Source organism: Elstera sp., from assembly GCF_044372965.1.
GTDB lineage: Bacteria > Pseudomonadota > Alphaproteobacteria > Elsterales > Elsteraceae > Elstera.
Genome location: NZ_JBILQX010000040.1, coordinates 1 through 24039 on the forward strand (window position 1 = coordinate 1; position 24039 = coordinate 24039).

The 24039-nt window shown below is 62.1% G+C and carries 18 protein-coding genes and 1 tRNA gene; 14 read left to right on the forward strand and 5 right to left on the reverse strand.

Annotated features, from left to right (window positions below):
• The 9 genes from ACIQ36_RS07445 to ACIQ36_RS07485 form a co-directional block, all read left to right on the forward strand.
• Window positions 1-1111: NAD-dependent succinate-semialdehyde dehydrogenase (locus ACIQ36_RS07445; protein ID WP_395827653.1), on the forward strand; the 1111-nt coding region annotated here is incomplete at its 5' end.
• Window positions 1108-2259: an iron-containing alcohol dehydrogenase gene (locus ACIQ36_RS07450; protein ID WP_395827656.1), complete on the forward strand. Its 1152-nt coding sequence runs from the start codon at window positions 1108-1110 to the stop codon at window positions 2257-2259. The genes ACIQ36_RS07445 and ACIQ36_RS07450, both read left to right, overlap by 4 nt.
• 9 nt (window positions 2260-2268) lie before the next feature.
• The gene (locus tag ACIQ36_RS07455; RefSeq protein ID WP_395827659.1) at window positions 2269-3771 is read left to right on the forward strand and encodes an aldehyde dehydrogenase family protein; all 1503 of its coding nucleotides are present in this window, start codon (window positions 2269-2271) and stop codon (window positions 3769-3771) included.
• Window positions 3768-4883 carry a mandelate racemase/muconate lactonizing enzyme family protein gene (locus ACIQ36_RS07460; protein WP_395827661.1) on the forward strand — a complete coding sequence of 372 codons (1116 nt, stop codon included), beginning with the start codon at window positions 3768-3770 and terminating at the stop codon, window positions 4881-4883. Before ACIQ36_RS07455 ends, ACIQ36_RS07460 begins: the two co-directional genes overlap by 4 nt.
• A 22-nt stretch (window positions 4884-4905) precedes the next feature.
• Window positions 4906-5886, forward strand: a complete 981-nt coding sequence (locus ACIQ36_RS07465) for a LysR substrate-binding domain-containing protein (RefSeq protein WP_395827664.1) — start codon at window positions 4906-4908, stop codon at window positions 5884-5886.
• Window positions 5858-7513: an ABC transporter substrate-binding protein gene (locus tag ACIQ36_RS07470; protein WP_395827668.1), complete on the forward strand. Its 1656-nt coding sequence runs from the start codon at window positions 5858-5860 to the stop codon at window positions 7511-7513. Before ACIQ36_RS07465 ends, ACIQ36_RS07470 begins: the two co-directional genes overlap by 29 nt.
• 68 nt (window positions 7514-7581) lie before the next feature.
• Window positions 7582-8532 (forward strand): ABC transporter permease, encoded by a 951-nt coding sequence (locus tag ACIQ36_RS07475; protein WP_395827671.1) that lies wholly within the window; start codon window positions 7582-7584, stop codon window positions 8530-8532.
• The gene (locus tag ACIQ36_RS07480) at window positions 8529-9368 is read left to right on the forward strand and encodes an ABC transporter permease (RefSeq protein WP_395827674.1); all 840 of its coding nucleotides are present in this window, start codon (window positions 8529-8531) and stop codon (window positions 9366-9368) included. Before ACIQ36_RS07475 ends, ACIQ36_RS07480 begins: the two co-directional genes overlap by 4 nt.
• Window positions 9365-10963 (forward strand): dipeptide ABC transporter ATP-binding protein, encoded by a 1599-nt coding sequence (locus ACIQ36_RS07485; protein ID WP_395827677.1) that lies wholly within the window; start codon window positions 9365-9367, stop codon window positions 10961-10963. Before ACIQ36_RS07480 ends, ACIQ36_RS07485 begins: the two co-directional genes overlap by 4 nt.
• 120 nt (window positions 10964-11083) lie before the next feature.
• Here the strand turns inward: ACIQ36_RS07485 and ACIQ36_RS07490 are convergent, their stop codons facing one another.
• From ACIQ36_RS07490 to ACIQ36_RS07500, 3 genes are all read right to left on the reverse strand, one after another.
• Complete coding sequence (locus ACIQ36_RS07490; protein ID WP_395827680.1) at window positions 11084-11533, reverse strand: RrF2 family transcriptional regulator; 450 nt, start codon at window positions 11531-11533, stop codon at window positions 11084-11086.
• Window positions 11534-11752: 219 nt separating this feature from the next.
• Window positions 11753-12484 (reverse strand): hypothetical protein, encoded by a 732-nt coding sequence (locus ACIQ36_RS07495; RefSeq protein ID WP_395827683.1) that lies wholly within the window; start codon window positions 12482-12484, stop codon window positions 11753-11755.
• Window positions 12485-12613: 129 nt separating this feature from the next.
• On the reverse strand, window positions 12614-13009 hold the full coding sequence (locus tag ACIQ36_RS07500) for a response regulator (RefSeq protein WP_395827686.1): 396 nt from the start codon (window positions 13007-13009) through the stop codon (window positions 12614-12616).
• A 271-nt stretch (window positions 13010-13280) separates the two neighbouring features.
• Between ACIQ36_RS07500 and ACIQ36_RS07505 the strand changes: the two genes are divergently transcribed.
• The gene (locus ACIQ36_RS07505; protein ID WP_395827689.1) at window positions 13281-17708 is read left to right on the forward strand and encodes a chemotaxis protein CheB; all 4428 of its coding nucleotides are present in this window, start codon (window positions 13281-13283) and stop codon (window positions 17706-17708) included.
• 41 nt (window positions 17709-17749) lie between these two features.
• Here ACIQ36_RS07505 and adhP read toward each other — a convergent pair whose 3' ends face one another.
• Window positions 17750-18829 carry an alcohol dehydrogenase AdhP gene (gene adhP / locus ACIQ36_RS07510; RefSeq protein ID WP_395827692.1) on the reverse strand — a complete coding sequence of 360 codons (1080 nt, stop codon included), beginning with the start codon at window positions 18827-18829 and terminating at the stop codon, window positions 17750-17752.
• Between the two features lie 373 nt (window positions 18830-19202).
• Here adhP and arcD point away from each other — a divergent pair, with 373 nt between their 5' ends.
• The 4 genes from arcD to arcC are packed head-to-tail and all read left to right on the forward strand — an operon-like array spanning window position 19203 to window position 23872.
• Complete coding sequence (gene arcD, locus ACIQ36_RS07515; protein WP_395827695.1) at window positions 19203-20666, forward strand: arginine-ornithine antiporter; 1464 nt, start codon at window positions 19203-19205, stop codon at window positions 20664-20666.
• Window positions 20667-20675: 9 nt separating this feature from the next.
• Window positions 20676-21893, forward strand: coding sequence for an arginine deiminase (locus tag ACIQ36_RS07520; RefSeq protein ID WP_395827698.1), 1218 nt, complete (start codon window positions 20676-20678; stop codon window positions 21891-21893).
• 21 nt (window positions 21894-21914) lie between these two features.
• Window positions 21915-22916, forward strand: coding sequence for an ornithine carbamoyltransferase (argF, locus tag ACIQ36_RS07525; protein WP_395827702.1), 1002 nt, complete (start codon window positions 21915-21917; stop codon window positions 22914-22916).
• Between the two features lie 5 nt (window positions 22917-22921).
• Complete coding sequence (arcC, locus tag ACIQ36_RS07530) at window positions 22922-23872, forward strand: carbamate kinase (RefSeq protein WP_395827705.1); 951 nt, start codon at window positions 22922-22924, stop codon at window positions 23870-23872.
• Window positions 23873-23938: 66 nt separating this feature from the next.
• Here the strand turns inward: arcC and ACIQ36_RS07535 are convergent.
• Window positions 23939-24015, reverse strand: a tRNA-Met gene (locus ACIQ36_RS07535).
• Window positions 24016-24039 lie beyond the last annotated feature (24 nt).

Below are 24039 nucleotides of genomic sequence, written 5' to 3' on the forward strand. Positions count from 1 at the left end.
CGAATGGTTCGGCGAAGAGGCCCGCCGCGCGTCCGGCGAAGTGATCCCCTCGCCGCGCAGCGATAGCCGGATTTTGGTGATTAAGCAGCCGGTCGGCGTGGTGGCGACGGTGACGCCGTGGAATTTTCCCTATGCCATGCTCACCCGTAAAGTTGGCCCGGCGCTGGCCGCAGGCTGCACGGTCATCGCCAAACCGGCAGAAGACACGCCGCTTTGCGCCTTGGCCCTGGCTGATCTCGGCATTCAGGCCGGGGTTCCGGCGGGCGTCTTCAACGTGCTCACCGGCGACGCGGCAACCATCGTCGGCGCGTTGATGCGCAGCGAAACGGTCCGAAAAATCTCGTTCACGGGTTCGACCGAGGTCGGGAAACTGCTGCTGCGCCAAGCCGCCGATACGGTGAAGCGCGTTAGTCTCGAACTCGGTGGCAATGCGCCGTTTATCGTCTTTGACGATGCCGATGTGGACGCGGCGGTTACGGGCGCGATGGCGTCGAAATTCCGCAACTCGGGCCAAACCTGCGTCTGCGCCAACCGGTTCTATGTGCAGGACGGGGTTTATGATGCCTTCACCGAAAAATTTACCGCTGCGATTGAAGCGCTGAAAGTCGCCCCCGGTCTGGAAGCGGGCGCAACGCAAGGGCCGCTGATTTCGCAAGCCGCCGTCGAGAAGGTCGAAGACCATATCGCCGATGCGCTGGCGAAAGGGGCCGTGCTGAAAACCGGCGGTTCCCGCCACGCCCTCGGCGGAACTTTCTTTCAGCCGACCTTGCTAACCGAAACCCCGGCCTCGGCCAAACTCGCGCACGAGGAAACCTTCGGGCCGGTCGCCGCCCTCTTCCGCTTTAAGACGGAAGACGAGGCGATTGCGCGGGCCAATGCCAGCGAATCCGGGCTTGCGGCCTATGTCTATACCCGCGACCTCGGCCGGGCGTTTCGCGTTGGCGAGGCGTTGCAGGTCGGCATGGTCGGGCTCAACGAGGGGATTATCTCGACGGCGGAAGCCCCCTTCGGCGGTGTCAAACAGTCAGGTCTGGGCCGCGAGGGCGCGCGCGTCGGCCTCGATGAATATTTGGAAATAAAATATATGCTGGTGGGAGGTTTGGGCCGATGAGCGCGTTTTCCCTCGACCGGGTGCCGCAGATCGAAAGCGGCGCGGGGCGGCTTGATGAACTGGGCAGCCTCGCGCAAAGCCTATTCGGCGCGGGCGGCACGCTGCTGCTGGTCGCCGATCCGGCGATGATCCCGCTGGGTCACGCCGAGCACGCCGCCGCCAGCCTGAGGGCCGCCGGTTACGCCGCGCCGATCTTCGCGGAGTTCCAGAGCGACCCAACCACCGTGCAAACCGATGCCGCCGCTACGCTTGCGCGGCAGCATAAGGCGAAAGCCGTGATTGCCTTGGGGGGCGGCTCAGCGCTCGACCTCGGCAAAGCCGTTGCTGCGGTGGCACCCGGCGACGCGCCGTCCGAAGCCTATCAGCTTTGTGCCCGGCCCTTCCCCAGCACACCCTTGGGGAAAATCTGCATTCCCACCACCTCAGGCACGGGCTCGGAAGCGACGCGCACCTCCGTTCTGTCCAACAGCGAGCACGTCAAAGTCTGGTTGTGGGGGGCGGAGTTGAAGGCGGACGCGATCCTGCTCGACCCGCACCTGACGGTCGGCCTGCCGCCCTTCCTAACCGCCGCCACCGGTATCGACGCGCTGGTGCATGCGCTGGAAGCCTGCACTAACGGCAATGCCACCGCTGGCAATTCAATTTTCTGTCACGCGGCCCTGGGGCTGGTGGCAAAATCGCTGGAAGTGGCCGTGGCCGAGCCGGGCAATCTTGCCGCGCGCAGTGATCTGCAATTGGCAGCGGTGTTGGCCGGGGTGGGGATCGATAATTGCGGGACGGCGGTTGCCCATAACATCGGCCACGCCCTCGCGTCCTTACGCTCCGTCCACCACGGGCGCGCGGTGGGGCTGGCGCTGATGGCGACGCTCGCCTGGAACGTCGAAACCGACGACGGACGGTTTGCCGCCGCCGCCGAAGCCCTCGGGTGGGGGCGGAATGCCAAGGCCCTGCCGGAGGCTTTCGAAGCGCTGCTGCGCCGCGTCGGCGTCAAGGTCAGCCTCACCGACGAAGGCTACGATATTTCCCCCGACCAGCTCGCGGCGCAAATGGCCCGCCCGGAAAATGAGGCGATGCGCCGTTCCAACTTCCGGCCCATCAAGGATGCCGATTTGCTCAGTTTCGCCCGCCGCCTGCTGGCGCAGGCCTAAGAGGATAGAATGACGAAAATCGACTGGCAGGAGCGCGCCGCCACCCTTTCCATCGAAGGCCGCGCCTTTATTAACGGGGCCTATTGCGAGGCGGCGTCGGGGAAGCGTTTTGCCAAGCACAGCCCCATCGACGGGCGGCCCTTGGTGGATGTCGCCGAGGGTGGGGCCGAGGATATCGACCGCGCGGTTGCCGCCGCGCGCGCCGCCTTCGCCGATGGCCGCTGGCGCAATCAAGACCCGGCCCAGCGCAAAGCCGTGCTGCTGAAGCTCGCGGCGCTGATGCGGGAGCACACGGAAGAACTGGCGCTGCTCGAAACCTTAGACGTGGGTAAGGTCATCGGCAATTCATTGGCCGTTGATGCGCCGTTCGCCGCCAATTGCTTCCAATATTACGCCGAGTTTGCCGATAAGTCGGTGGATGAAATCGCCCCGACCAGGCCGGACGAGGTGGCCCTCATCCGCCGCACGCCGCTCGGTGTGGTCGGCGCGATTGTGCCGTGGAACTATCCACTCATCATCACCGCCTGGAAGCTGGCCCCGGCGCTGCTCGTCGGCAATTCCCTGGTGCTGAAACCGGCGGAACAATCGCCGCTGACCGCCCTGCGCCTCGCGGCCCTCGCCAAGGAAGCCGGGCTGCCGGACGGGGTGCTGAACGTGGTTCCCGGCTTTGGCGAGGCGGCGGGCAAGCCGCTGGCCCTGCACCCGGACGTGGATATGATAAGCTTCACCGGCTCGACCGAGGTCGGCAAGCTGATGCTGCGCTATGCCGGGGAAAGCAACCTCAAGCGCGTGTCCTTGGAGTGCGGCGGCAAGAGCCCCCATGTGGTGCTCGCCGATGCCGATTTGGACGCCGCCGCCAGCGGCATCGCCTGGGGTATCTATTACAATCAGGGCGAAACCTGCCACGCGGGCTCCCGCGTTATCGTCCATGACAGCGTGCGCGCAGCCTTGATCGAAAAGATCATCGCCGTCACCGAGGCACAGATTCCCCTGGGTCCACCCTTGGAAACCGCCAGCCAGTTCGGTGCGTTGATCGATGAAAACCACCTGAACCGCGTGCTGTCCTATATCGCCCTCGGGCAGGCGGAGGGGGCAAAGCTCGCCTATGGCGGGCAGCGGGTGATGCAGGATAGCGGCGGCTATTACGTGCAGGCCACCATCCTCGATGGGGTGACGCGCGGCATGCGGGTGTTCCAGGAGGAAATCTTCGGCCCCGTGCTGACCGTTACGTCAGTCCAGAGTGAAGAAGAGGCCCTCGCCGCCGCCAATGATTCGATCTACGGGCTCGCGGCAGCGGTTTGGACGAAAGATATGGACGCCGCCCATCGGCTGTCGCGCGATATTCACGCGGGGACGGTCTGGGTGAATAGCTTCGACCGCTCCAGCCTCGCAACCCCCTTCGGCGGGTTCAAACAATCGGGGTTCGGGCGCGACCGCTCGCCCCATGCCATCGACAAATACGCCGATCTCAAAACGATTTGGACCGCCTACCGTGGGAGGGCGTCAGCATGAGCGTGAAGATCACCGGGATCGAGATTACCCAGCACCGCCTGCCGTTCGATACGCCCTTCCATGCCAGTTGGGACACGAAGCCCCGCCTGCATTGGGACGCCACCATCGTGCGCGTGCATACCGATGCCGGGCTGACGGGGATCGGCTCGGGCGACCTGATGGTCGGGTTTGCCGGGCACGAGAATCTGTTCATCGGGCAAGATGCGCTCGCAATCGAGCGGCACTACCGGGTACTGAACAATATCCAGTTCCACTATGGCCGCTGCTGGCCGCTCGATCTTGCGCTGTGGGATCTTGCGGGCAAGATTACCAGCCAGCCGGTCTGGCGCTTACTGGGCGGCTTGTCGAACCGGGTGCGCGCCTATGCCTCCTCCGGCACCCTGCGCGATCCGGGCGCGATGGCGGAGGTGGCGGAGCGCTATTACGCCGAAGGCTTCCGCGCCATGAAAATCCGCTTTCATCGCGGCGACTGGCGCGAGGATATCAAGGCGCTGGAAGCCGTGCGGGCGCGGATGGGCGATAAACTCGATCTGATGGTCGATTGCAATCAAGGCTGGCGCCTACCCTGGGACCATTACGCCCCCTGGACGCTAAAAGACGCGCTCGCCGTGGGCCGGGCCCTGGAAAAACTCGGCGTCTATTGGATGGAAGAGCCGCTACACCGCGCCGACCGCGAGGGCATGCGCCGCCTGCGCGACAGCGTCGACGTGCGGATTGCGGGCGGCGAGATGACGCGCGAATTGTATGAGTTCCGCGACCTCATCGCCGATGGGTGTCTGGACGTGCTGCAACCCGATGCGGCCCTGGTGGGGGGCATCACCGGCCTGCGCCGCGTTGCGCTCATGGCCGCCGAGCATAATCTGATCTTCACGCCGCACACTTGGACCAACGGCATGGGCGTGGTCGCCAATGCCCATCTCACCGCCGGGATGAGCGAAGCGCCCTTCCTGGAATATCCCTACGATCCGCCCGAATGGGGCCTCGACCGCCGCGATTACATGATGGAGCAGCCCCTTCGGGTCGGGTCCGACGGCTGGATTACCCTAGACGAGACCCCCGGCCTGGGGTACGCGCCGGACGAGGCCTGTTTGGCCCGGACACTTACTGACTAGGCCCGTATCGGATAGGAAAACCATGGATCGCCGCTGGCTCCCCCTCAATGCTTTGCGCGCTTTTGAAGCGGTGGGTAAAAACCTCAGCTTCACGGCGGCGGCGGCTGATCTGTTGGTCTCGCAGAGCGCGGTGAGCCGCCACGTGATCTCGCTCGAATCGCTGCTGGGGGTGCAGCTTTTCGAACGGCGGCCGCAGGGGCTGGCCTTGACGCCGGCGGGGGAAGCGCTGCTGCCGGTCGTAGTGAAAAGCCTGGATCGGCTCAGTCAAGCCCTCGACCAAACGGTCGAGAGCAGCGGGCGGCGGGCGCGGAGTTTGCGCGTGCGCCTGCCCGCCACCTTCGCCCATCAATTGGCCGTGCCGATCCTGCGCGATTTCCGGAAAGATTACCCGGACCTGAGCCTTGAAATCGAAAGCAACCCGCAGCTTCCCCACGGCGAACGCGAACCCAGCTTGGCCGTTATCTACAGCGAGCCGCAGGTCAGTGACCATGTCCACGATCTTCTGTGGATGGTGCGCCTCACCCTGCTCTGTCACCCCTCGGTCGTCGGGGAAGCCGGGCAAGATCTCGCCCAGTTCTTGGCGACGCGCGACCTTCTGCACGTGCGCCTTGAGAACCGCCCGCGCCATTATTTGTGGGAAATGTTCGCCCGTCAGCAGGATTTAAGCGGGCTCGATTGCGACCGGGGCCTTGTCTTCGATACGGCGCAGCTCGCGGTGCAATATGCGCTCTCCGGCGATGGGGTGGCCCTGGTCGATCCCTATCTTTTCCAGGAAGAAATCGCCTCCGGTCGGCTGGTACAGCCCTACGACGTCTATATCGACGATGGCTATGGCTACTACCTCTCCATTCACCCCGATGACCTGGGCGATACCAGCATCGGGCTCTTCCGCTCCTGGCTTATCCGGCGCTTTGCCGGATCGCCCTGGAAAGCCAAACCCAACCATAAAAATCAACCGTCCTGGGAGGACACACATGACCCATCTGGCCGCGCTTCACCGTAAGCTGAAAACCCTCTCCGGCGCACCCTTGCACCCGGAGGTTCCTGGGCTCTGCGCCCAAGTCCAAGAAGGCGGGATTGACCGCCGCAGTTTCCTGCGCACTGTGGCCCTGCTCGGCGTCAGTGCCGCCAGCGCCAAGGCTTTCTTGGGCGAGGATTTGATCGGCAGCGCCCTGGCCCAAACCCCGAAAGCGGGCGGCAAACTGCGCTTCGCCTGCGCCGTGCAGGAATTGAAAGATCCGGCACTGACCACTTGGATCGAAGCGTCCAATCTGTTCCGCAACAGCTTGGAGTTTCTGACCGAGGTCGATGCGGATAACATCACCCATCCGTATCTTGCCGAAAGCTGGACCCCGTCCGAAGATTTGAAAACCTGGCGCTTCAAGCTGCGCCCGAACGTCAAATGGTCCAACGGCGATTGGTTCACAACCGAAGACGTGGCCTTCAACTTCAAACGCTGGCAAGACCCGGCCTCGAAATCTTCTAACCGCACCTCCTTCGCTATGGTGAAAGAGGTGAAGGTGTTGAACGAGCTGGAGTTCGAGTTGATCCTTGACCGGCCCGTGCTGTCGATCCCTGAAATGCTCTACGCCTATACCTGCCCAATGGTGCACCGGAAGTTCGACGAACAGGGCGGCGATTGGGCGAAAAACCCCATCGGAACCGGGCCCTTCAAGCTGGTGGAATATGCCGTTAGCCGCACCGCGCGCTTCCAGAAGCGGCCCGACTATTGGGGCAAGGCCGATGGCAATTCGGCCCTGCTTGATGAAATCGCCTATATCGATATGGGCACCGATGTCGCCGCCCATATTGCCGCGCTGGCAGCAGGCCAGGTCGATGTGCTCTACCGCGTTACCATCGCCGAAATCGATCTGGTCCAAAAACTCCCCAATGTGACGCTGCTGAAGGAGAATGCCGCGCAAACCCTGGTGCTGCGCATGCAGGCTGACCAGAAACCCTTCGACGACATCCGCGTGCGCAAGGCCGTGGTGCTGGCCGCCGACAATGCCAAGATGCTGCAACTCGCCTATCGCGGTCAGGGCGTCGTCGGCGAAAACCATCACGTCGCGCCATTCCAGCCGGAGTATTTCAAACTGCCCGAAGTGAAGCGCGATGTGGCCGCCGCGAAAAAGCTGCTGGCCGACGCAGGGCACACCAATGGCATCGATCTCGAACTGACCTTGGGCAATACCCAAGGCAAGTGGGAGCAGGATACGGCCCAGGTTCTCCAGCAGAGCCTTGCTGAAGCGGGTATTCGTCTAAAGCTCAACGTGCTCCCGGCGGCCCAATATTGGCCGATCTGGGACAAGGTGCCGTTCGGGCTTACCTATTGGGCGCATCGCCCGCTGGCAGTGATGACGCTCGATCTCGCCTACCGCTCCGGCGCAGCCTGGAACGAAAGCCATTTCGCCTCGAAAGAGTTCGACGCGGCGCTGGATAAGGCCATGGCCATCGTCGACCCGAAAGCCCGCTCGAAGGCAATGGAGACGGTGGAAAAGATCATCCAGGATGCCGCCGTGATGGTGCAGCCCTATTGGCCCGCGAATTTCAGCGCAATTTCCAATAAGGTCCAAGGCCACCGCGCCCACCCGGCCCATTACTTCCGCATGGACCGCGTTTGGTTGAGTTAAGCGGTTAGGTCGGGAAGACCCGGTTCCACGCAACGAGAACCGGGCTTTCACTTGGGAGGAGAAAAGCAATGGGCGACTATCTGCCGAAGAAACTGGCGGAACTGCTGCTGGCGATGCTGGCGGTTTCCTTCATCGTGTTTTGTGCGCTGGAGGTGAACGTCAGCGACGTTGCGGTGAAAGTGCTCGGGCAATTCTCCGCCCCCGACCAACGCGAGGCGTGGTTGCGCGAGAATGGCTATTTCGATCCGTTTCTCGTGCGCTATGGCCGCTGGCTGTTTGCTTTCGTGTCGGGCGATTGGGGCCAGTCGACCTATTTCCGCGATTCGGTGTTTCACCTGATTTGGCCGCGCTTGGGCGCGACGGGGATTCTCGCCGGGCTGACGCTGCTGGTGATGGTGCCGCTCTCGCTCCTGCTCGGCATTCTCGCCGGAATTCGGGAAGGCTCGCCGCTGGATCGCGGCATTTCGATTTTCTCGGTGCTGACGACTTCGATTCCCGATTACGCCAGCGCCGTCTTTCTCTCGGCGATTTTCGTCTTCTGGCTCGGCTGGCTGCCGGGGGCGAGCACGATGACGGGCGGGTTTACCTGGGGTGAGATCGTTCTGCCGGTGATGGTGCTGGCGACCTATAGCACGGGCTACCTCGCCCGCATGACGCGCGCCTCGATGGTGGATGTGATGAGCGCCCCCTATATCCGCACCGCGCTAATGAAGGGGGCCTCTCCCAGCCGCATCATTCTGCGCCATGCGCTGCGCAACGCGCTGATCGCGCCCGTCACGGTGATTATGCTGCAAATCCCCTGGCTGCTCTCGGGCGTGATCGTGGTCGAAGTCTTCTTCGCCTATAAGGGCTTCGGCACCTTGCTGTACGAAGCCTCGCTGAACTCGGATATTTACTTGATCGAAGCCTGTGCGATGGTCGGCGTTGCCGTGGTCGTCGTCACGCAGCTTCTCTCCGATCTGCTCTATACGTGGCTGAACCCGCGCATCAGCTTTTCCAGCCCCAAGGCGGCATCGTGAGCCGCGCGCTCAGCCGCTGGGCCGCGATTGGGATCGGCGGCAGTCTTGTCGGCTTTTGGATTATCGCCGCCCTGTTCGCCCCGTGGCTTTCGCCTTTCGATCCGCTGGCGAACCTGCAACCGCTCACCCTGCCCGGCACGCGCGGCGAGGGCGGGGTGATCTATTGGCTCGGCACCGATCTGCTCGGGCGCGATCAGCTTTCCCGCCTGCTCTATGGCGCGCGCACGGTGATGATCTGGTCGAGCCTTGCTACCGGCACGGCCTATGTCGCCGGGCTGATCTTGGGCCTGCTCGCAGGCTATTACCGGGGGTGGACCGACCGGATTCTCTCGTTCCTCGCCAATGTCGTGCTGTCGTTTCCGGTGTTGGTGCTGTATGTGGTGATGATCGTGGCCTTAGGCGCGAGCGCCGCTAATATCGTCATCGCCGTTACCTTCGCCTCGGCCCCGGCGATTTTCCGGCTGGTGCGCGCCGTGACCATCGATCTGCGCCAGCGCGATTTCGTCCTGGCCGCGATTACGCAAGGCGAGAGCGATATTCGCATCATGCTGGTGGAAATTCTGCCAAACGCCTCCGGGCCGCTGGTCGTCGATCTCTGCCTGCGCTTCGGCTATACCGCCATCACGATTGGGGTGCTGGGGTTCTTGGGTCTCGGCCTGCCGCCGCCCACGCCCGATTGGGGCGGCATGATTAATGATGGCCGCGCGATGGCGATTGTTTTCCCCCATCTCGTGCTGTTTCCCTGCCTTGCCATTTCCTCGCTGATGCTCGGCCTGTCGCTGTTCGCCGACGGGTTGAAAGAATGGGCGAACCGCCGCTCGGGAGGCCCCGCATGACCCCGATTCTTGCGATTGAAAACCTTCACATCCACCTGCCCAAAGACGCCGACCGGCCTTACGCGGTGGAAGGCGTCAGCCTTACGGTCCAACGCGGGGAAATCCTTTGCGTCGTCGGGGAAAGCGGTTCGGGCAAATCGGTGCTCTCCAGCGCTGCGATGGGCGCGCTTGCGCCGGGCCTGCGCTGGGGCTTGGGCGACGTGCGCTTTGAGGGCAAATCCATCGCCGCCATGCGCGAGGCGGATCGGCGCAAACTGCGCGGCAACCGCATCGCTATGATTTTTCAAGAACCGATGGCGGCGCTCAATCCGGCGATGACCGTGGGCCAGCAGGTCGCGGAAGTGTTGGAACTCCACAGCCCTCTCGGCCCGGAGGCGCGGCGGGAGCGGGTGCTGAAGCTGCTCGCCGATACCCATTTGCCCGACCCGCCCGGTATCGCCCAACGCTTCCCGCACCAGCTTTCCGGCGGCCAGTGCCAGCGCGTCGTGATTGCGATGGCGCTGGCGATGGACCCGGCCCTGCTGATTGCCGACGAGCCGACCACGGCGCTGGACGTGACCACCCAAGCCCAGGTGCTGCGCCTGATCCGCGAGCTGCGCGACACCCACGGTCACGGCATTCTCTTCATCACGCATGATTTCGGGGTGGTTGCCGATATTGCCGACCGGGTCGCGGTGATGCAGCGCGGCAAACTGGTGGAAATCGGTCCGGCGGCCCAGGTGTTGAACGCGCCGCAGCACCCCTATACCCAAGCGCTGATCGATGCCGTGCCCGACCTCGCCCCGCAAACCCGCCCGGTTCTGCTGGACGCGCCGACGGTGCTTCAGGTGGACCGGCTCAGCAAGTCCTATGGCGGATTCGCGGCCCTGAAACCGACCAGCCTTGCCGTTCAACGCGGCCAAACCCTGGCGATTGTCGGGGAAAGCGGCTCGGGCAAGAGCACTTTAGCGAAAACCCTGATTCGCCTGATCGAGCCTTCGGGCGGGTCAATTTCGGTTAAGGGTTCAGATTTCGCGGCTTTACGCGGCGGCTCTTTGCGAAAAATGCGCCGCTCGCTGCAAATGATCTTCCAAGACCCGTTCGGCTCGCTCAATCCGCGCCGCACGGTCGGGACGATGCTCATTCGCGCTGGGATGCTCGGCGGTCTCTCCCGCCGCGATGCCACCGCCAAGGCGAGTGAGCTGATGGCGCTCGTCGGTCTGCCGCAAACCGCCCTCGCCCGCCGCCCCGCCGCCTTCTCCGGCGGGCAGCGCCAGCGTCTCGGCATCGCCCGCGCGCTGGCGATGGGGCCGGAGATTATCATTGCCGACGAAAGCGTCTCGGCCCTTGATGTATCGGTGCAAAAGCAGGTGCTGGCGCTGCTGCACGATCTCCAGACACGGCTAACGCTCACCATCGTCTTCATCACGCACGATCTGCGCGTCGCCGCCGAAATTTCCGATTGGATTGCCGTGATGCAAAAGGGCGTGGTGGTGGAATATGGCCCCGCCGTGCGGGTGCTGACCAGCCCGAGCCACGCCTATACCCGCGCCCTGATCGCCGCCGCCCCAGGGCGGGATTGGACCCCGCCGCGCTTGCCCGTTTCGGCGTCTTAAACTCCCTAGATCCGCAGCCCCGCTTGCTGCAATAGCGGTAGGTTGAGGTGAGGAAATAGTCGAAATCCGGCCCAAAATCGTAAAAGCCGAGTTGGACACCTACGCAGAAAAATCAAACTCTTAGATTGTATAAACCCACGATTGCCAATCGGCACGCGACCGGGCGGCGAGGGCTGAGAGCGAGGTTCCATCCAGCACGCCCGCGATGGCATCGCGCACGTCCACCATAATCATGCGCACCGGGCAGGCCGCCACATCCACGCAATTATCGCAAGAAACGAAGGCCGAGCGACTGGCGCAGGCAATCGGCGCGAGCGGCCCATCGAGCGCACGCACGGCTTGGCCAATCTTGATCTCGTCGGGCGATTTTGCCAAGGCATAGCCGCCGCCGGGGCCTTTGCGCGAACGCACCAGCCCGGCATTGCGCAGTTCCAGCAAAATCGCGTCGAGGAATTTTTTGGGGATATCGTTCTGCGCCGCGATATCGGCGACCTGCACCGTTTCCCCCGGCGGAATGGCGGCAAGATGGATCAGGGCTTTCAGACCGTATTTGCCTTTATTCGTTAACATGCCTGTCCTCTGAAACCCACACCCGTCCCGGTTTCTCGATATAACCGATTAATTTACACGATCCTATAGAAATTAGAGACTATCCCCGAAAGCGAAAATGAGGCCTTGACCCGTCAAAGACCTCATTTTCATAGCTGGTTGCTAGGCCGCTAACCGCCTTTCCACAGTGAGGCCACCGGGTCTGAACGCCGGGTATCGTGCGGCCTCAGGTTCCTGGGCTTACACGGCCACCGTCTGCCGGGCGAGATCAAGGAGTTGAGGATCGGTGATCGTCGATAGATCGGCGGTCAACTGCTGAACGATGCGTTGATGCACGGCGGGGTGATGCGTTTGCAGATAGTCGGTGAGGTGATGCGCCACATTCGCTTTGCCGGTGCCATGGCCGATGACGACAATCCGCCCTTCACCGGGCAAGGCGTTCGCAATCGCCTCATAATAGGCCGTCTCGTCTGGCGAGCGGTGCCCACGGTCGCGCGCGGCGTTCTCGTGTGCGCCATGGTGCGAAACCTGATGCGGGTCGGCCGGTCGGATGACATGGGTTAAGGCGTCGTCCGAGGTCACATCGATATGGAAAATCTTGGCGCCCTGTTGATCCACAACCACCAGCAGGCTGGGAACAACGGGACCGGAGGGGGGCGCAATAGCGGGGGAAAGCTCGGGCGAGACGCCGGCTTGCTTGAGGAAATGCCGGATATCAATCACCTCGGAGCCAGCCAAATCCTTCGTATGGGGTTTGCGTAAGGTATGGTGATGGCCCGCCACCGCGAAGGTGAAATCGCTATTCGCTTTCTCGTGAACGTCGCCAATCGCTGAAATCAAGGCAACAAGATCGCGCCATTCGAGATTATGGGCCGACGGATGCCGGAAAATCGCCTCCAGCGTGCGCTGGTGCGCGCCCGAGAGAGGAGGAAGCTTAAAGCTCGTATCGGCAGGATTGGGCACTGTATTCATGATATTTTCCGGCACTCCCAGTTCGTTCCCGGCGGCAATGAAGGATCGCCACCGCCGTTTTTTTTCGGAATAAAGTCTATCGCTAAGTCGTGGGATGCATGAGGATCGGAAGATACTCAGCCAGGGCTCTCAAATCGCGGTTGCGGTTGCCAGCGCGCGTTGAATGGCGCGCGCGAGATCGTGATCAAGGAAAGGTTTTTGAACCACGATGGCATCGGGTATTTGGCGTTGAATGGCCGATACATCGCCGCTGACGAAGACATGGGGGATGAACCCCTCGCGCAGGATTTCGCGGACCGCCACGAGCCCGCTGCCTTTGCGCAAAGCGCCATCGACGATCATAAGATCGGGCTTAAAAAGGGCCGCCGCCGAAATTGCACCGCTTTCGGTCATCTCGATCGCGCAAACCCTATGGCCCATCTCGACCAAAACATCTTCGTAGAGCATTCCAATCAGGGCGTCATCTTCGACAATCAGAACGCGCAATGCGTGCTTTGGGGCTTCATCGTCGGATCGTTCAATCATGTCACCGCCCCTTTTCGTGCCGCCTGTCTCGGAATTTTTCTAACAGCGAATAATCTTATAGGGCGCACCAATCCTTTGGGCAGTCTCGGAATCTACGCAGCACACCGGTCCCAGTGACTGTTTTATCGTGGCCACCATCGCACCAACGTGTCAGGCTGTCATGACCGGGACCCGATGCCGATGGCGGCTTATCTCAATCATAGGGTGCGGTGTTGAGCGGGTCAGATTCCGGCGGTAGCGAAATCCGGCTCCGATGAAAGTGAAATCGATAATGGCCCGAACGGCACCCTTGAAGGGTAAGGCGGCACGCGCGCGCGTGGACGGAGAGCGCGCGGACGAACAGACTGTTCCTGCGCGCCCCCTCGCCCCCGCAAGAACGGCTGGTTTTCTCGTTGTCGGTATTGGCGCGTCGGCGGGCGGGCTCGACGCCTGCACCCAGCTTCTTGAAGCATTGCCGCCAGATACGGGGATGGCCTTCATTCTGGTTCAGCATCTCGATCCGACCCACGAAAGCATGATGGCCGATCTGCTGGCCCATCATACGAAAATGACCGTATCGCAAGCGACCGACGGGGCGGCGTTTGAACCCAATCACCTCTACGTCATTCCGCCCGGCACGTATCTTTCCGTCCAAAAAGGCGGCATTTTGCAAGTTTCGCCGCCCGAAGCGCCCCACGGCGCGCGACTTCCCTTCGATTTCTTGCTTCATTCCTTGGCCGAAGATTACGGCGAGCGGGCCGCCTGCGTCATTCTCTCGGGGACCGGGGCGGATGGTAGCCTGGGCCTGAAATCGATCAAGGAAAAGGGCGGGCTCGTCATCGCGCAAGACCCCGCCGAAGCCAGCTTTGACGGTATGCCGAAAAGCGCGATCCTGACCGGGGCCGTCGATATCGTGCTGCCGCTCGCGGGTATTCCTGGGGCGTTGATCAAATTTCATCGCCGGATGGCGCTGACCCGCACCCCCCAAGCCCCGGCGGGGCAGGATGCTTCAAAGGATTGGTTGCCGGAGGTCATCGACCTGCTCCGAACGACGACCACTCATGATTTCCGGCTGTATAAGGAGGGCACCCTACGACGACGGATCGAACGCCGCATGGCGATGGCCGCCATCGAGACTGATGATCGGGCCCGCTATATCGAGTTTCTGAAAACCGATCCCAAGGAACTCGACCTCCTGGCCACCGATTTGCTGATTAATGTCACCAGCTTTTTCCGCGATCCCAGCGTGTTCGATCTGCTCGCCGAAACGATTATCCCCGATCTGGTCCGCAGTCATTCCATCGATCAGCCGCTGCGCCTGTGGATTGCCGGATGCAGCACGGGCGAGGAGACCTATTCGCTCGCCATGCTGTTCCGCGAGGCCGTTACGGCGGCGAAACGCGAAATCAAACTGCAGATTTTTGCCTCGGACGTAGACGCCGATGCGGTGGCAACCGCCCGGGAAGGGCTATATCCCGCCACCATTGCCGCCGATGTGTCGCCCGAACGGCTCGCGCGCTTTTTCTCGAAAGATGATCGTGGCTATAGGGTTCTCCCCGAACTGCGCGCCACCATCGTCTTTGCCGTTCAGGATGTTCTGACTGATCCGCCCTTCTCCCGGCTCGATCTCGTCTCCTGCCGCAATGTTCTGATTTACCTGCGCCCCGAAGCGCAGCAAAAGGTTATCGCCTTCTTCCATTTCGCCTTGCGGGAGGGGGGGATTCTGCTGCTGGGCAGCGCCGAGACGGTGGGCGAGGCCAAGGGCCGGTTCGAAACACTCTCCAAGACCGCGCGGCTTTACAAGCACATCGGGCGCAGCCGCCCTGGCGAGGCCGGGTTTTTATTCGGAAATTCTGAGGGCGCGCGCCTTCCGGCACGGACGCCACCAGGCACAAAGCCGTCGCGGCAAGCCGCCATCGCCGAAGGGTGTCGCCGCCTGGTTCTCGAAACCTATGCGCCTGCCGCCGTGCTGATGAATCGAAAGTTGGAATGGCTCTACTCGCTGGGGCCGACGGAACGGTATCTGCGCGTGCCGCAAGGCCACCCCACTTACGATCTCATGGCGATGGTTCGCCCCGCCCTGCGCGTTAAACTGAGGGCCGCGATCCAGAAGGCCCTTCTGGAAAAAGCCCGCGTGCGGATTCCCGGCGGGCGCACGGCGTCGGAGGGTAAAGGCAGCGCGTTCGAAATTGCGGTGCAGCCTGCGCTGATTGAGGGCGAAGACCTGTTACTCATCTGCTTTCTCGATACTCCTGCCATGTCAATACACCCTCTGCCGGGGGAGGTCTCTACCGGGGTTGGGCATGTCGCCGAGCTTGAACAGCAGTTGGAAGCCACGCAAGGCGAGTTGCAAGCGGCGATCAATAGCCTTGAAACCGCGAACGAAGAGCAAAAAGCGGTTACGGAGGAGGCTCTGTCGGTCAATGAGGAATATCAATCGACCAATGAGGAATTGCTGACCTCAAAGGAAGAATTACAGTCTCTTAACGAGGAATTGACCGCCCTCAACAGCCAGCTTCAAGAAACCTTGGAGCGCCAGCGCACCACCGCCAGCGATCTTCAGAATATTCTCTACAGTACCGACGTTGCGACGATCTTTCTCGATCTCGATCTCGATATCCGCTTCTTCACGCCCGCAACCAAAGCGCTGTTCAATATCATTCCGACTGATATTGGCCGACCCCTCGCCGATCTTAACTCCCTCGCTGCCGATGGCGTTCTGCTGACCGACGCCCGCGCGGTGCTGAAAACGCTCACCCCGATCGAACGGGAGATTCAGGCCCGCGACGGCCTATGGTATTCCCGCCGCATTCTGCCGTACCGCGCCCAAGACGATGCGGTTGAGGGTGTTGTCATTACCTTCGCCGATATTACCGAAAGCCGCCGCGCCGCCGATGCGTTGGAAGCGGCCAAAAAAGAGGCGCAACGGGCCAATAGCGCCAAATCCCGCTTTCTTGCAGCGGCCAGCCACGATTTGCGGCAGCCGCTGCAGGCCCTCAGCCTGATGCGCGGTATTCTGGCCCGGCGTATTCGGGACGACCGGAAGGACGAGGCGCTGGCGCTCGTGACCCGGCTCGACGAAACGGCGGCGGCCATGTCGGGTATGCTCAACTCACTGCTCGACATCAACCAACTCGAAGCGGGAACCGTGCGCCCGCAGCTTATGACCTTCCCCATCAATGATCTATTGGGGCGGTTGCGCGATGAATTCGCCTATCACGCCGGGGCGCAGAAGCTTCACTTCCGCGTCGTGCCGTGCGGCCTGTCGGTCTATAGCGATCCGCGCTTGCTGGAACAAATTGTGCGCAATTTGCTCTCCAACGCGCTTAAATATACCCAGCAAGGCAAAGTGCTGCTGGGGTGCCGCCGCCACGGCGAGCGGTTGACTATCGGGATTTGGGATACGGGCGTCGGTATCGCCGAGCAGGATCTTCGCGCCATCTTTGACGAGTACCATCAACTGGATAATGCAAGCCACGACCGCGAGCGCGGGCTGGGCCTGGGGCTGTCCATCGTTCAGCGTCTGGCGGGCCTGCTTGGGCATCCCATCACAGTTCGCTCCAAGCCGGGGCACGGGTCGGTCTTTTCCGTCGGCGTTATGTTGCCGACGGGCGAGGATGGGGCGATGCGGCGCACGCCCCCCGCAACGGGGGAGACGGCCCTCGCCCGCCCTGCTGGGGCCGTCTTGGTGATTGAAGACGATAAAGATCTGCGCGAGCTTCTGGAACTCGTGCTGACAGAGGAAGGGCATCATCCGGTCTCGGCCCCTGACGGGGTTGCCGCCCTTGAGTTATTAAACCAGAGCGGCTTCAAACCCGATCTGATCCTATCGGACTATAATCTGCCGCATGGCTTGGATGGGCTGAGCGCGGCCACGAAGATACGCGAGACCCTGCATCAACCGATTCCCGTTATCATTCTAACGGGGGATATCTCGACGGAAACCTTACGGCGAATTGCCAACCAAGAGTGTGTTCAACTGAACAAGCCTGTTAAACCTGCCGAGGTTTTGCAGGCCATCCACCGCCTTCTCCCCAAGACGAGCGTCGCCGCGCCGGTAGAGCGCCCCATCGCTCCCCCGGCTGGGGATCGTCGAGGGGATCGCCCATCGGCGACCCCCATCCTTTTCGTGGTCGATGACGATAGCCAAGTGCGCGCCGGAATCCGCGAGTTCTTGGAGGTGGAAGGGCACCGGGTTGAGGATTACGAAACCGCCGAAGCCTTCCTGCACGCCTATCGACCGGGCCAGGAAGGCTGCTTACTGGTCGATGCCTACCTTCCAGGGATGAGCGGTATCGATCTGCTGCGCGGGCTCCAAGAGCGGGGCGATGGATTGCCGACCATCATGATTACCGGCAGCAGTGATGTGCCGATGGCGGTTGCCGCCATGAAAGCCGGGGCCTTAGACTTTATCGAAAAGCCCGTCGCGCGCGGCGAGTTGTTCGCCAGTATCACGCGCGCGCTGGAACAGGCGCAAGATACCAGCAAACTCGTGGCCTGGCGGGCGCGGGCCGCCGAGCATCTCGCCTCGCTGACCGCGCGCCAACGGGAGATTATGGAACTCGTGCTAGCCGGGCACCCCAGCAAAAACATCGCCGCCGACCTCAACATTAGTCAGCGCACGGTTGAAAACCATCGGGCGGCCATTATGCGGAAAACCGGCACAAAATCCCTTCCGGCCCTCGCCCGCTTAGCCCTGGCCGCCACGCCAATCGGATAGGCCCAATCACCGCCGGAAAGGCCTGGCTCTCCGGCGTCCAATCACAGGGCCTCAAGCTGCAACGCGTGCGCCGTGTGGGCCTCGCCATTTCCTATGAAATCGAGAACCACGCGGGACGGAACATCCCCCTTCGCCAGCCGCTCGAACACCTGATTGATCGACGCGAGCGGCTGAAGCTCAATATCGGCCTTCACTTTGCCTTCGGCGGCAAAAGCTAAGCACTCGGCCATATCTTTCCGCGTTCCGACGAAAGATCCGCGCACGGTGATGCAATTGGCAACCACATCAAACAGCGGTAGCGGAAAATTCCCCGGCGGCAAACCAACCAGCACGCAGGTGCCGCGTTTGCGGGTCATCCCTACGCCTTGATTGAAGGCGCTTAAGGACGGGGCGGTAATGAGAACGCCGTGCGCGCCGCCGCTCGTTCCTTTTTTAACCGCTTCCGCCGGATCGTCCGTTTTGGCATTCACGATAAGATCGGCCCCAAGCCGTTTGGCATGGGCGAGCTTGCCGTCATCGATATCGACGGCGCAGACCTGCAAGCCCATCGCCTTCGCATATTGAATGGCAAGGTGCCCAAGGCCGCCCGCGCCGGAAATTGCGATCCACTCGCCGGGCCGGGCTTGGGTTTCCTTAATCCCTTTATAGGTCGTAACCCCGGCGCAAATGAGCGGCGCGGCTTCTTTCGGGCCGAGCCCTGCGGGGATATGGGCGACGTAATTTGGATCGGCCAGCACATATTCCGCGAAACCGCCGTTCTTGGTGTAGCCACCGAATTCCGCTTCGCCGCACACCGTCTCCCAGGCCGACAGGCAGTATTCGCAGTGCCCGCAAGCCGAGTAGAGCCAAGGCACCCCCACCCGGTCGCCTTCCTTGACGATCTTCACCCCTGCGCCGACCGCGACAACCCGGCCAATGGCCTCGTGGCCTGGAATGAAGGGCAGCGTCGGCTTTACCGGCCAGTCGCCATTGCGGGCGTGAAGATCGGTGTGGCACACGCCGCAGGCTTCGGTCTTCACCAAAATCTGGCCGGGGCCGGGCGTCGGCACGTCCCATTCTTGAAGCGAAAGCGGCTGACCGAACGCCGTGACGACGGCGCACTGCATTTTACGAGGCGACATTGGGGGAATCCTTTTAGAGAAAATCGGTTCGGGAATGGCGCTACGCCGTCGCGGCAGCGCGCGCGAAGGTCTTATTCACAGGCGGCTCCCGCCCATCCAATGCCCAGAATGCGCGCGCCGGGGGTTGGTCGGCAGGCCCGGAAATTACTCAACCACGGCCTGCGGACGCAAAGAGGCTCCAGCCCTCTTACCGCCGTCCCTTGAGTAGTTTCCGTCGCTGTCGGAAACCGCGCCGCCGGGACATAAGCTCTCGCATCACTCCAGTGTCCCAGACGGGAAAACTGCGTTGCCGAGTGTCGATTCATGGGATCGACCCAAGTCGGCTCGGACTCAGCCACACCCCCTTACCTGGCTGTTCGAAGGGAACGCATCCGTGACCATCCCGGCAAAAATTTCGCAAACCGGCGAACCCGCGTCCCGAAAACTCAGATTGCCCGCCCTCACGGCGGTCGTCATCGGCTCAATGATCGGCTCCGGCGTCTTCAGCTTGCCGCAGAATATGGCCGCCGCCGCAGGGCCGCTCGCAATCTTGATCGGTTGGGCGATTACGGGGATCGGCGTTCTCGCCCTTGCCCTCGTTTATCAGGGCCTCTCGACGCGCAAACCCGAGCTTGATGCCGGGCCTTACGCCTATGCCAAAGCCGGGTTCGGCAACTTCATGGGCTTTAACAGCGCTTGGGGATATTGGTTGTCGGCGTGGGTCGGCAATGTTTCCTATGCCGTCGTCCTGTTCAGCGGCTTATCGTATTTCTTTCCCTTTTTTGGCGATGGCAATAGCTGGCAAGCCATTTTAGGCGCCTCCGCCGTGCTGTGGGCGCTCCATGCCTTGACCCTAACGGGCGTGCGCCAGGCGGGGTTGGTCAACCTCATCACCACGATCTCGAAAATCGCCCCGATTATCCTGTTCGTCGCCGTTGCGGTGGTGGCGTTCAAGATCGACCTGTTCAAGCTGGATTTTAGCGGCCTGCACAGCCCCACGCTCGGCTCGATCCTAGAGCAGGTGAAAAGCACGATGCTGGTCACGCTCTGGGTATTTATCGGAATCGAAGGCGCTAGCGTCTATTCCGCCCGCGCGACCCGCCGCCAGGATATCGGTTGGGCAACCATGCTGGGGTTCCTCACCTGCCTGTCGCTCTACGCTTTAGTCTCGCTGCTCTCCTTGGGGATTTTGGCGCAACCCGACCTCGCCGCATTGAAAAACCCATCGATGGCCGGGGTTCTCGCCCATGTTGTCGGGCCGTGGGGCGCGGCACTCGTCAATATCGCGCTGGTGGTTTCGGTGCTGGGAGCCTTCCTAAGCTGGACGATGCTGGCCGCCGAAGTGCCCTATGTTGCTGCGCGCGACGGCACCATGCCGCGCATCTTTGGCCGCGAGAATAGCCGGGGCGCGCCATCGGTCTCGCTTTGGGTGACGAATGGACTGGTACAGGTTTTCCTGCTCGTGACCTACTTTGCCAACGGCACCTATCAGGCGCTTTTTTCCATCGCCTCGGTCGCCATTCTCATCCCTTACGCTTTCTCCGGGGCCTATGCCGCCAAACTGGCAATCACCGGCGAAGCCTACCGCGCGGGCGAAAACCGCAGCCGGAATCTCGTGATCGGCGGGATCGCCACGCTGTATGGGATCTGGTTGGTCTATGCCGCCGGGCCCGCCTACCTGTTCATGGCCGCGATGCTCTATGTCCCCGGCATTGCCGTTTACATCATTGCCCGACGCGAAAGCGGCGCGAAAATCTTCACGGGGGTTGAGGCGATCCTTGCACTCGCCCTGGTCGCGCTCGGAATGGCTGCCGCCTACCTGATCTGGTCGGGCACGATCTCCCCCCTCGCCTCCTAGGATTTTCCCATGTCAGAATTCGGCGCTTTTTCCGAGGTCGGCCCTTTACGCGAAGTTTTGGTGCATCGGCCCGATCTCAGCCTGCAACGGCTGACCCCCGACAATTGCAAAAGCCTCCTGTTCGACGATGTGCTGTGGGTGAAAAAGGCCCGCCAAGAGCACGACGGCTTCGTCGATGTTCTGTGCAGTCGCGGCGTGACCGTCTTAGAGTTCGGCACGATGCTCGGCGAGACGCTGGCGATTCCCGAAGCGCGGGGCTGGTTGCTGGATCGCCGGGTGAGCGCGGCGGCGGTTGGCGAGGATTTGGTCGATGAGATGCGCGGTTGGTTCGACGGGATGCCGGGGGCCGAGCTTGCCCGCCTCCTGGTCGGCGGCGTCGCCCGGGCCGAGTTGCCGTTTACCCCAACGGGGCTGATTGGCCGGACAATGGAGCCCCATGATTTCGTGCTGCCGCCGCTGCCCAATCAGCTCTTCACGCGCGATAGCTCCTGTTGGATTTACGGCGGGGTAACGATCAACCCAATGTATTGGCCCGCCCGTCGCCCGGAAGCAACCAACCTCGCCGCCCTTTACAAGTTTCATCCGCATTTTGCCGGGATCGAGGTTTGGTGGGGCGATGCCGATGCCGCGCCGGGCGTTGCCACGCTGGAGGGCGGCGACGTGATGCCGCTCGCCGATGGCATCGTTCTGATCGGTATGGGCGAACGCTCAACCCCGCAGGCGGTGGCGGCCTTAGCCGCGCGCCTATTTGCGAAAGACGCCGCCAAAAGAATTATCGCCGCCCTCATGCCGCGCGACCGCTCCTTCATGCATCTCGATACAATCTTCACTTTCTGCGACCGCGATGTGGTCACGGTCTATCCGCCGGTGGTTGACCGCATCAAAGCCTTTTCGCTCTACCCTGGGGATGATCCGAGCGGCGTTAAGATCGTCTCCGAGGATTTGCCCTTCCTTCAGGTCGTGGCCGCAGCCCTTGGCTTCGAGCGCCTGCGCGTGATCCCGACCGGGGGCGATAGTTACGAAGCCGAACGCGAACAATGGGACGATGGCAACAACCTTCTCGCTATCGAGCCCGGCGTGGTCATTGGCTACGACCGCAACGTCTTCAGCAATACGCAACTGCGCCGGGCGGGGATTGAGGTCATCACTATTGAGGGGGCCGAGCTTGGGCGCGGGCGCGGCGGCAGTCACTGCATGTCCTGCCCCATCCGCCGCGACGCCCTTTGATCTTTTAAGAAAGCGACCCCCATGCCGATCAATCTCCTTGGCCGTTCCATCCTAACCCTCGACGATTTATCGCCGAGCGAAATTCGTTACCTGCTGAAATTGGCCGCCGAGCTTAAATCGGCAAAGCTGGCGGGCACCGAACAGCCGCGCCTGAAGGGGCGCAATATCGCGCTGATTTTCGAGAAGGATTCGACCCGCACCCGCACGGGGTTCGAGGTTGCCGCCTACGATCAGGGGGCACATGTCACCTATCTTGGCCCTTCGGGCAGTCACATCGGGCATAAGGAATCGATGAAAGACACGGCGCGCGTGCTGGGGCGGGTTTATGACGCGGTCGAGTATCGCGGTTTCGGGCAGAAAATCGCCGAAGATCTCGCCGCCCATGCAGGGGTGCCGGTTTATAATGGCCTTACCAACGAAGCCCATCCCACGCAGATTCTGGCCGATTTCATGACGATGCGGGAGTTCACCCATAAGCATCTGTCCGATATGAGCCTCTGCTTTTTGGGCGATGGGCGGGATAATGTGTGCCTGTCGCTCGCCATCGGCGCGGCCAAGGTGGGCCTCGATATGCGCATCGCAGCCCCGCGCAGCTTTTGGCCCGATCCGGCCTTTCTAACCCGTTTCAAAGAGATGGCGCTTGAAACCGGCGGGCGGTTGACCGTAACCGACGATATCAACGCCGCCGTCAAGGGGGCCGACTTCCTTTACACCGACGTGTGGCTGTCTATGGGCGCGGATGAAACCGCCTGGGAAGCCCGCATCAAGGCGTTCCTGCCCTATCGGGTCACGCAAGCCGTGATGGACGCGACCGGCAACCCCTACACCAAATTCATGCACTGCCTGCCCGCCTTCCATAATGCCGAGACGGCGGTGGGCGCGGATATCCAGAAGCGCTTCGGCATCGACTGTATGGAAGTGACCGAGGAGGTGTTCGAATCCGCCGCCTCCATCGTTTTCGACGAGGCGGAGAACCGCATGCATTCGATCAAGGCGATCCTCGTCGCCACCATCGCGGGCTGATGGCCATGCATCTCGTCGTCGCCCTCGGGGGCAATGCGCTGCTGAAACGCGGCGAGCCGATGACCGCCGAAACCCAGCGCGGCAACGTGATAAAGGCCGCAACGGCGCTGGCAACTTTGGTCGCCGACGGCCATCAAATCACCATCACCCACGGCAATGGCCCGCAGGTGGGGCTGATTGCGCTGCAAGCCGCCGCAGGCCCCGCCGATGGGGCCTATCCGCTGGATATTCTGGGGGCGGAAAGCGAAGGCATGATCGGCTATCTGCTCGAACAGGAACTGCGCAACGCCCTGCCCGCCGGGGCCGACTTAGCCACCCTCCTCACCCAGGTTCGCGTCGATCCAGCGGACCCGGCCTTTCTGCGCCCGACCAAACCCATTGGCCCCGTTTATGATGAACCAACGGCCCGCCGCCTCGAAGCCGAACGGGGATGGCAGTGCGCCCGCGATGGGGATAAATGGCGGCGCGTCGTCGCCTCGCCCGAGCCTTTGGAAATTCTGGGGCTTAAAGCCATCACGACCTTAGCGGCGGCAGACGTGATGGTGATTTGTGCGGGCGGCGGCGGCGTGCCCGTCGCGGCCCGGCCCGGCGGCGGCTTTATCGGGGTGGAAGCGGTGATCGATAAAGACCGCGCCAGCGCCCTGCTCGCCCAAGCCCTCAAAGCCGATATGCTGTTGCTCCTCACCGATGTCGATGGGGTCTATTTGGATTTCGGCACACCGAGCGCGCGGCGAATCCTCCGTGCCGGAACGGCAATCTTATCGCCCAATAGCTTTGCCGCCGGGTCGATGGGGCCTAAGGTTCAAGCCGCCCTAAGGTTTACCCAAGCAACCGGAGGGCGGACGATGATCGGTCGACTGGAAGACGCGCGTGCGCTGGTGAGTGGCACCGCTGGAACAAGCATCGAAACCGGCCCGGCAGCCATCATCACCGCCGCGATCAAGCTGCGTGCGTGATGTTTGTGGTGCTGGGGCCAATGGCTAATAGCAAAAGCCCCGGTTTATAACCGGGGCTTTTTTGTTTGGTTGCGGGGGCAGGATTTGAACCTGCGGCCTTCAGGTTATGAGCCTGACGAGCTACCGGGCTGCTCCACCCCGCGTTAAGTGTTTTGCGCTATCGGCTT

What these genes read in the sequence shown, in the direction of transcription:
- ACIQ36_RS07460 (WP_395827661.1), top strand. Translation starts at nt 3,768, where the DNA reads ATGAGCGTGAAGATCACCGGGATCGAGATTACCCAGCACCGCCTGCCG.
- ACIQ36_RS07490 (WP_395827680.1), bottom strand. Translation starts at nt 11,533, where the DNA reads ATGTTAACGAATAAAGGCAAATACGGTCTGAAAGCCCTGATCCATCTT.
- ACIQ36_RS07455 (WP_395827659.1), top strand. Translation starts at nt 2,269, where the DNA reads ATGACGAAAATCGACTGGCAGGAGCGCGCCGCCACCCTTTCCATCGAA.
- ACIQ36_RS07450 (WP_395827656.1), top strand. Translation starts at nt 1,108, where the DNA reads ATGAGCGCGTTTTCCCTCGACCGGGTGCCGCAGATCGAAAGCGGCGCG.
- arcC (WP_395827705.1), top strand. Translation starts at nt 22,922, where the DNA reads ATGCATCTCGTCGTCGCCCTCGGGGGCAATGCGCTGCTGAAACGCGGC.
- ACIQ36_RS07475 (WP_395827671.1), top strand. Translation starts at nt 7,582, where the DNA reads ATGGGCGACTATCTGCCGAAGAAACTGGCGGAACTGCTGCTGGCGATG.
- ACIQ36_RS07465 (WP_395827664.1), top strand. Translation starts at nt 4,906, where the DNA reads ATGGATCGCCGCTGGCTCCCCCTCAATGCTTTGCGCGCTTTTGAAGCG.
- ACIQ36_RS07470 (WP_395827668.1), top strand. Translation starts at nt 5,858, where the DNA reads ATGACCCATCTGGCCGCGCTTCACCGTAAGCTGAAAACCCTCTCCGGC.
- ACIQ36_RS07500 (WP_395827686.1), bottom strand. Translation starts at nt 13,009, where the DNA reads ATGATTGAACGATCCGACGATGAAGCCCCAAAGCACGCATTGCGCGTT.
- ACIQ36_RS07520 (WP_395827698.1), top strand. Translation starts at nt 20,676, where the DNA reads ATGTCAGAATTCGGCGCTTTTTCCGAGGTCGGCCCTTTACGCGAAGTT.
- ACIQ36_RS07485 (WP_395827677.1), top strand. Translation starts at nt 9,365, where the DNA reads ATGACCCCGATTCTTGCGATTGAAAACCTTCACATCCACCTGCCCAAA.
- argF (WP_395827702.1), top strand. Translation starts at nt 21,915, where the DNA reads ATGCCGATCAATCTCCTTGGCCGTTCCATCCTAACCCTCGACGATTTA.
- ACIQ36_RS07495 (WP_395827683.1), bottom strand. Translation starts at nt 12,484, where the DNA reads ATGAATACAGTGCCCAATCCTGCCGATACGAGCTTTAAGCTTCCTCCT.
- ACIQ36_RS07505 (WP_395827689.1), top strand. Translation starts at nt 13,281, where the DNA reads ATGGCCCGAACGGCACCCTTGAAGGGTAAGGCGGCACGCGCGCGCGTG.
- adhP (WP_395827692.1), bottom strand. Translation starts at nt 18,829, where the DNA reads ATGTCGCCTCGTAAAATGCAGTGCGCCGTCGTCACGGCGTTCGGTCAG.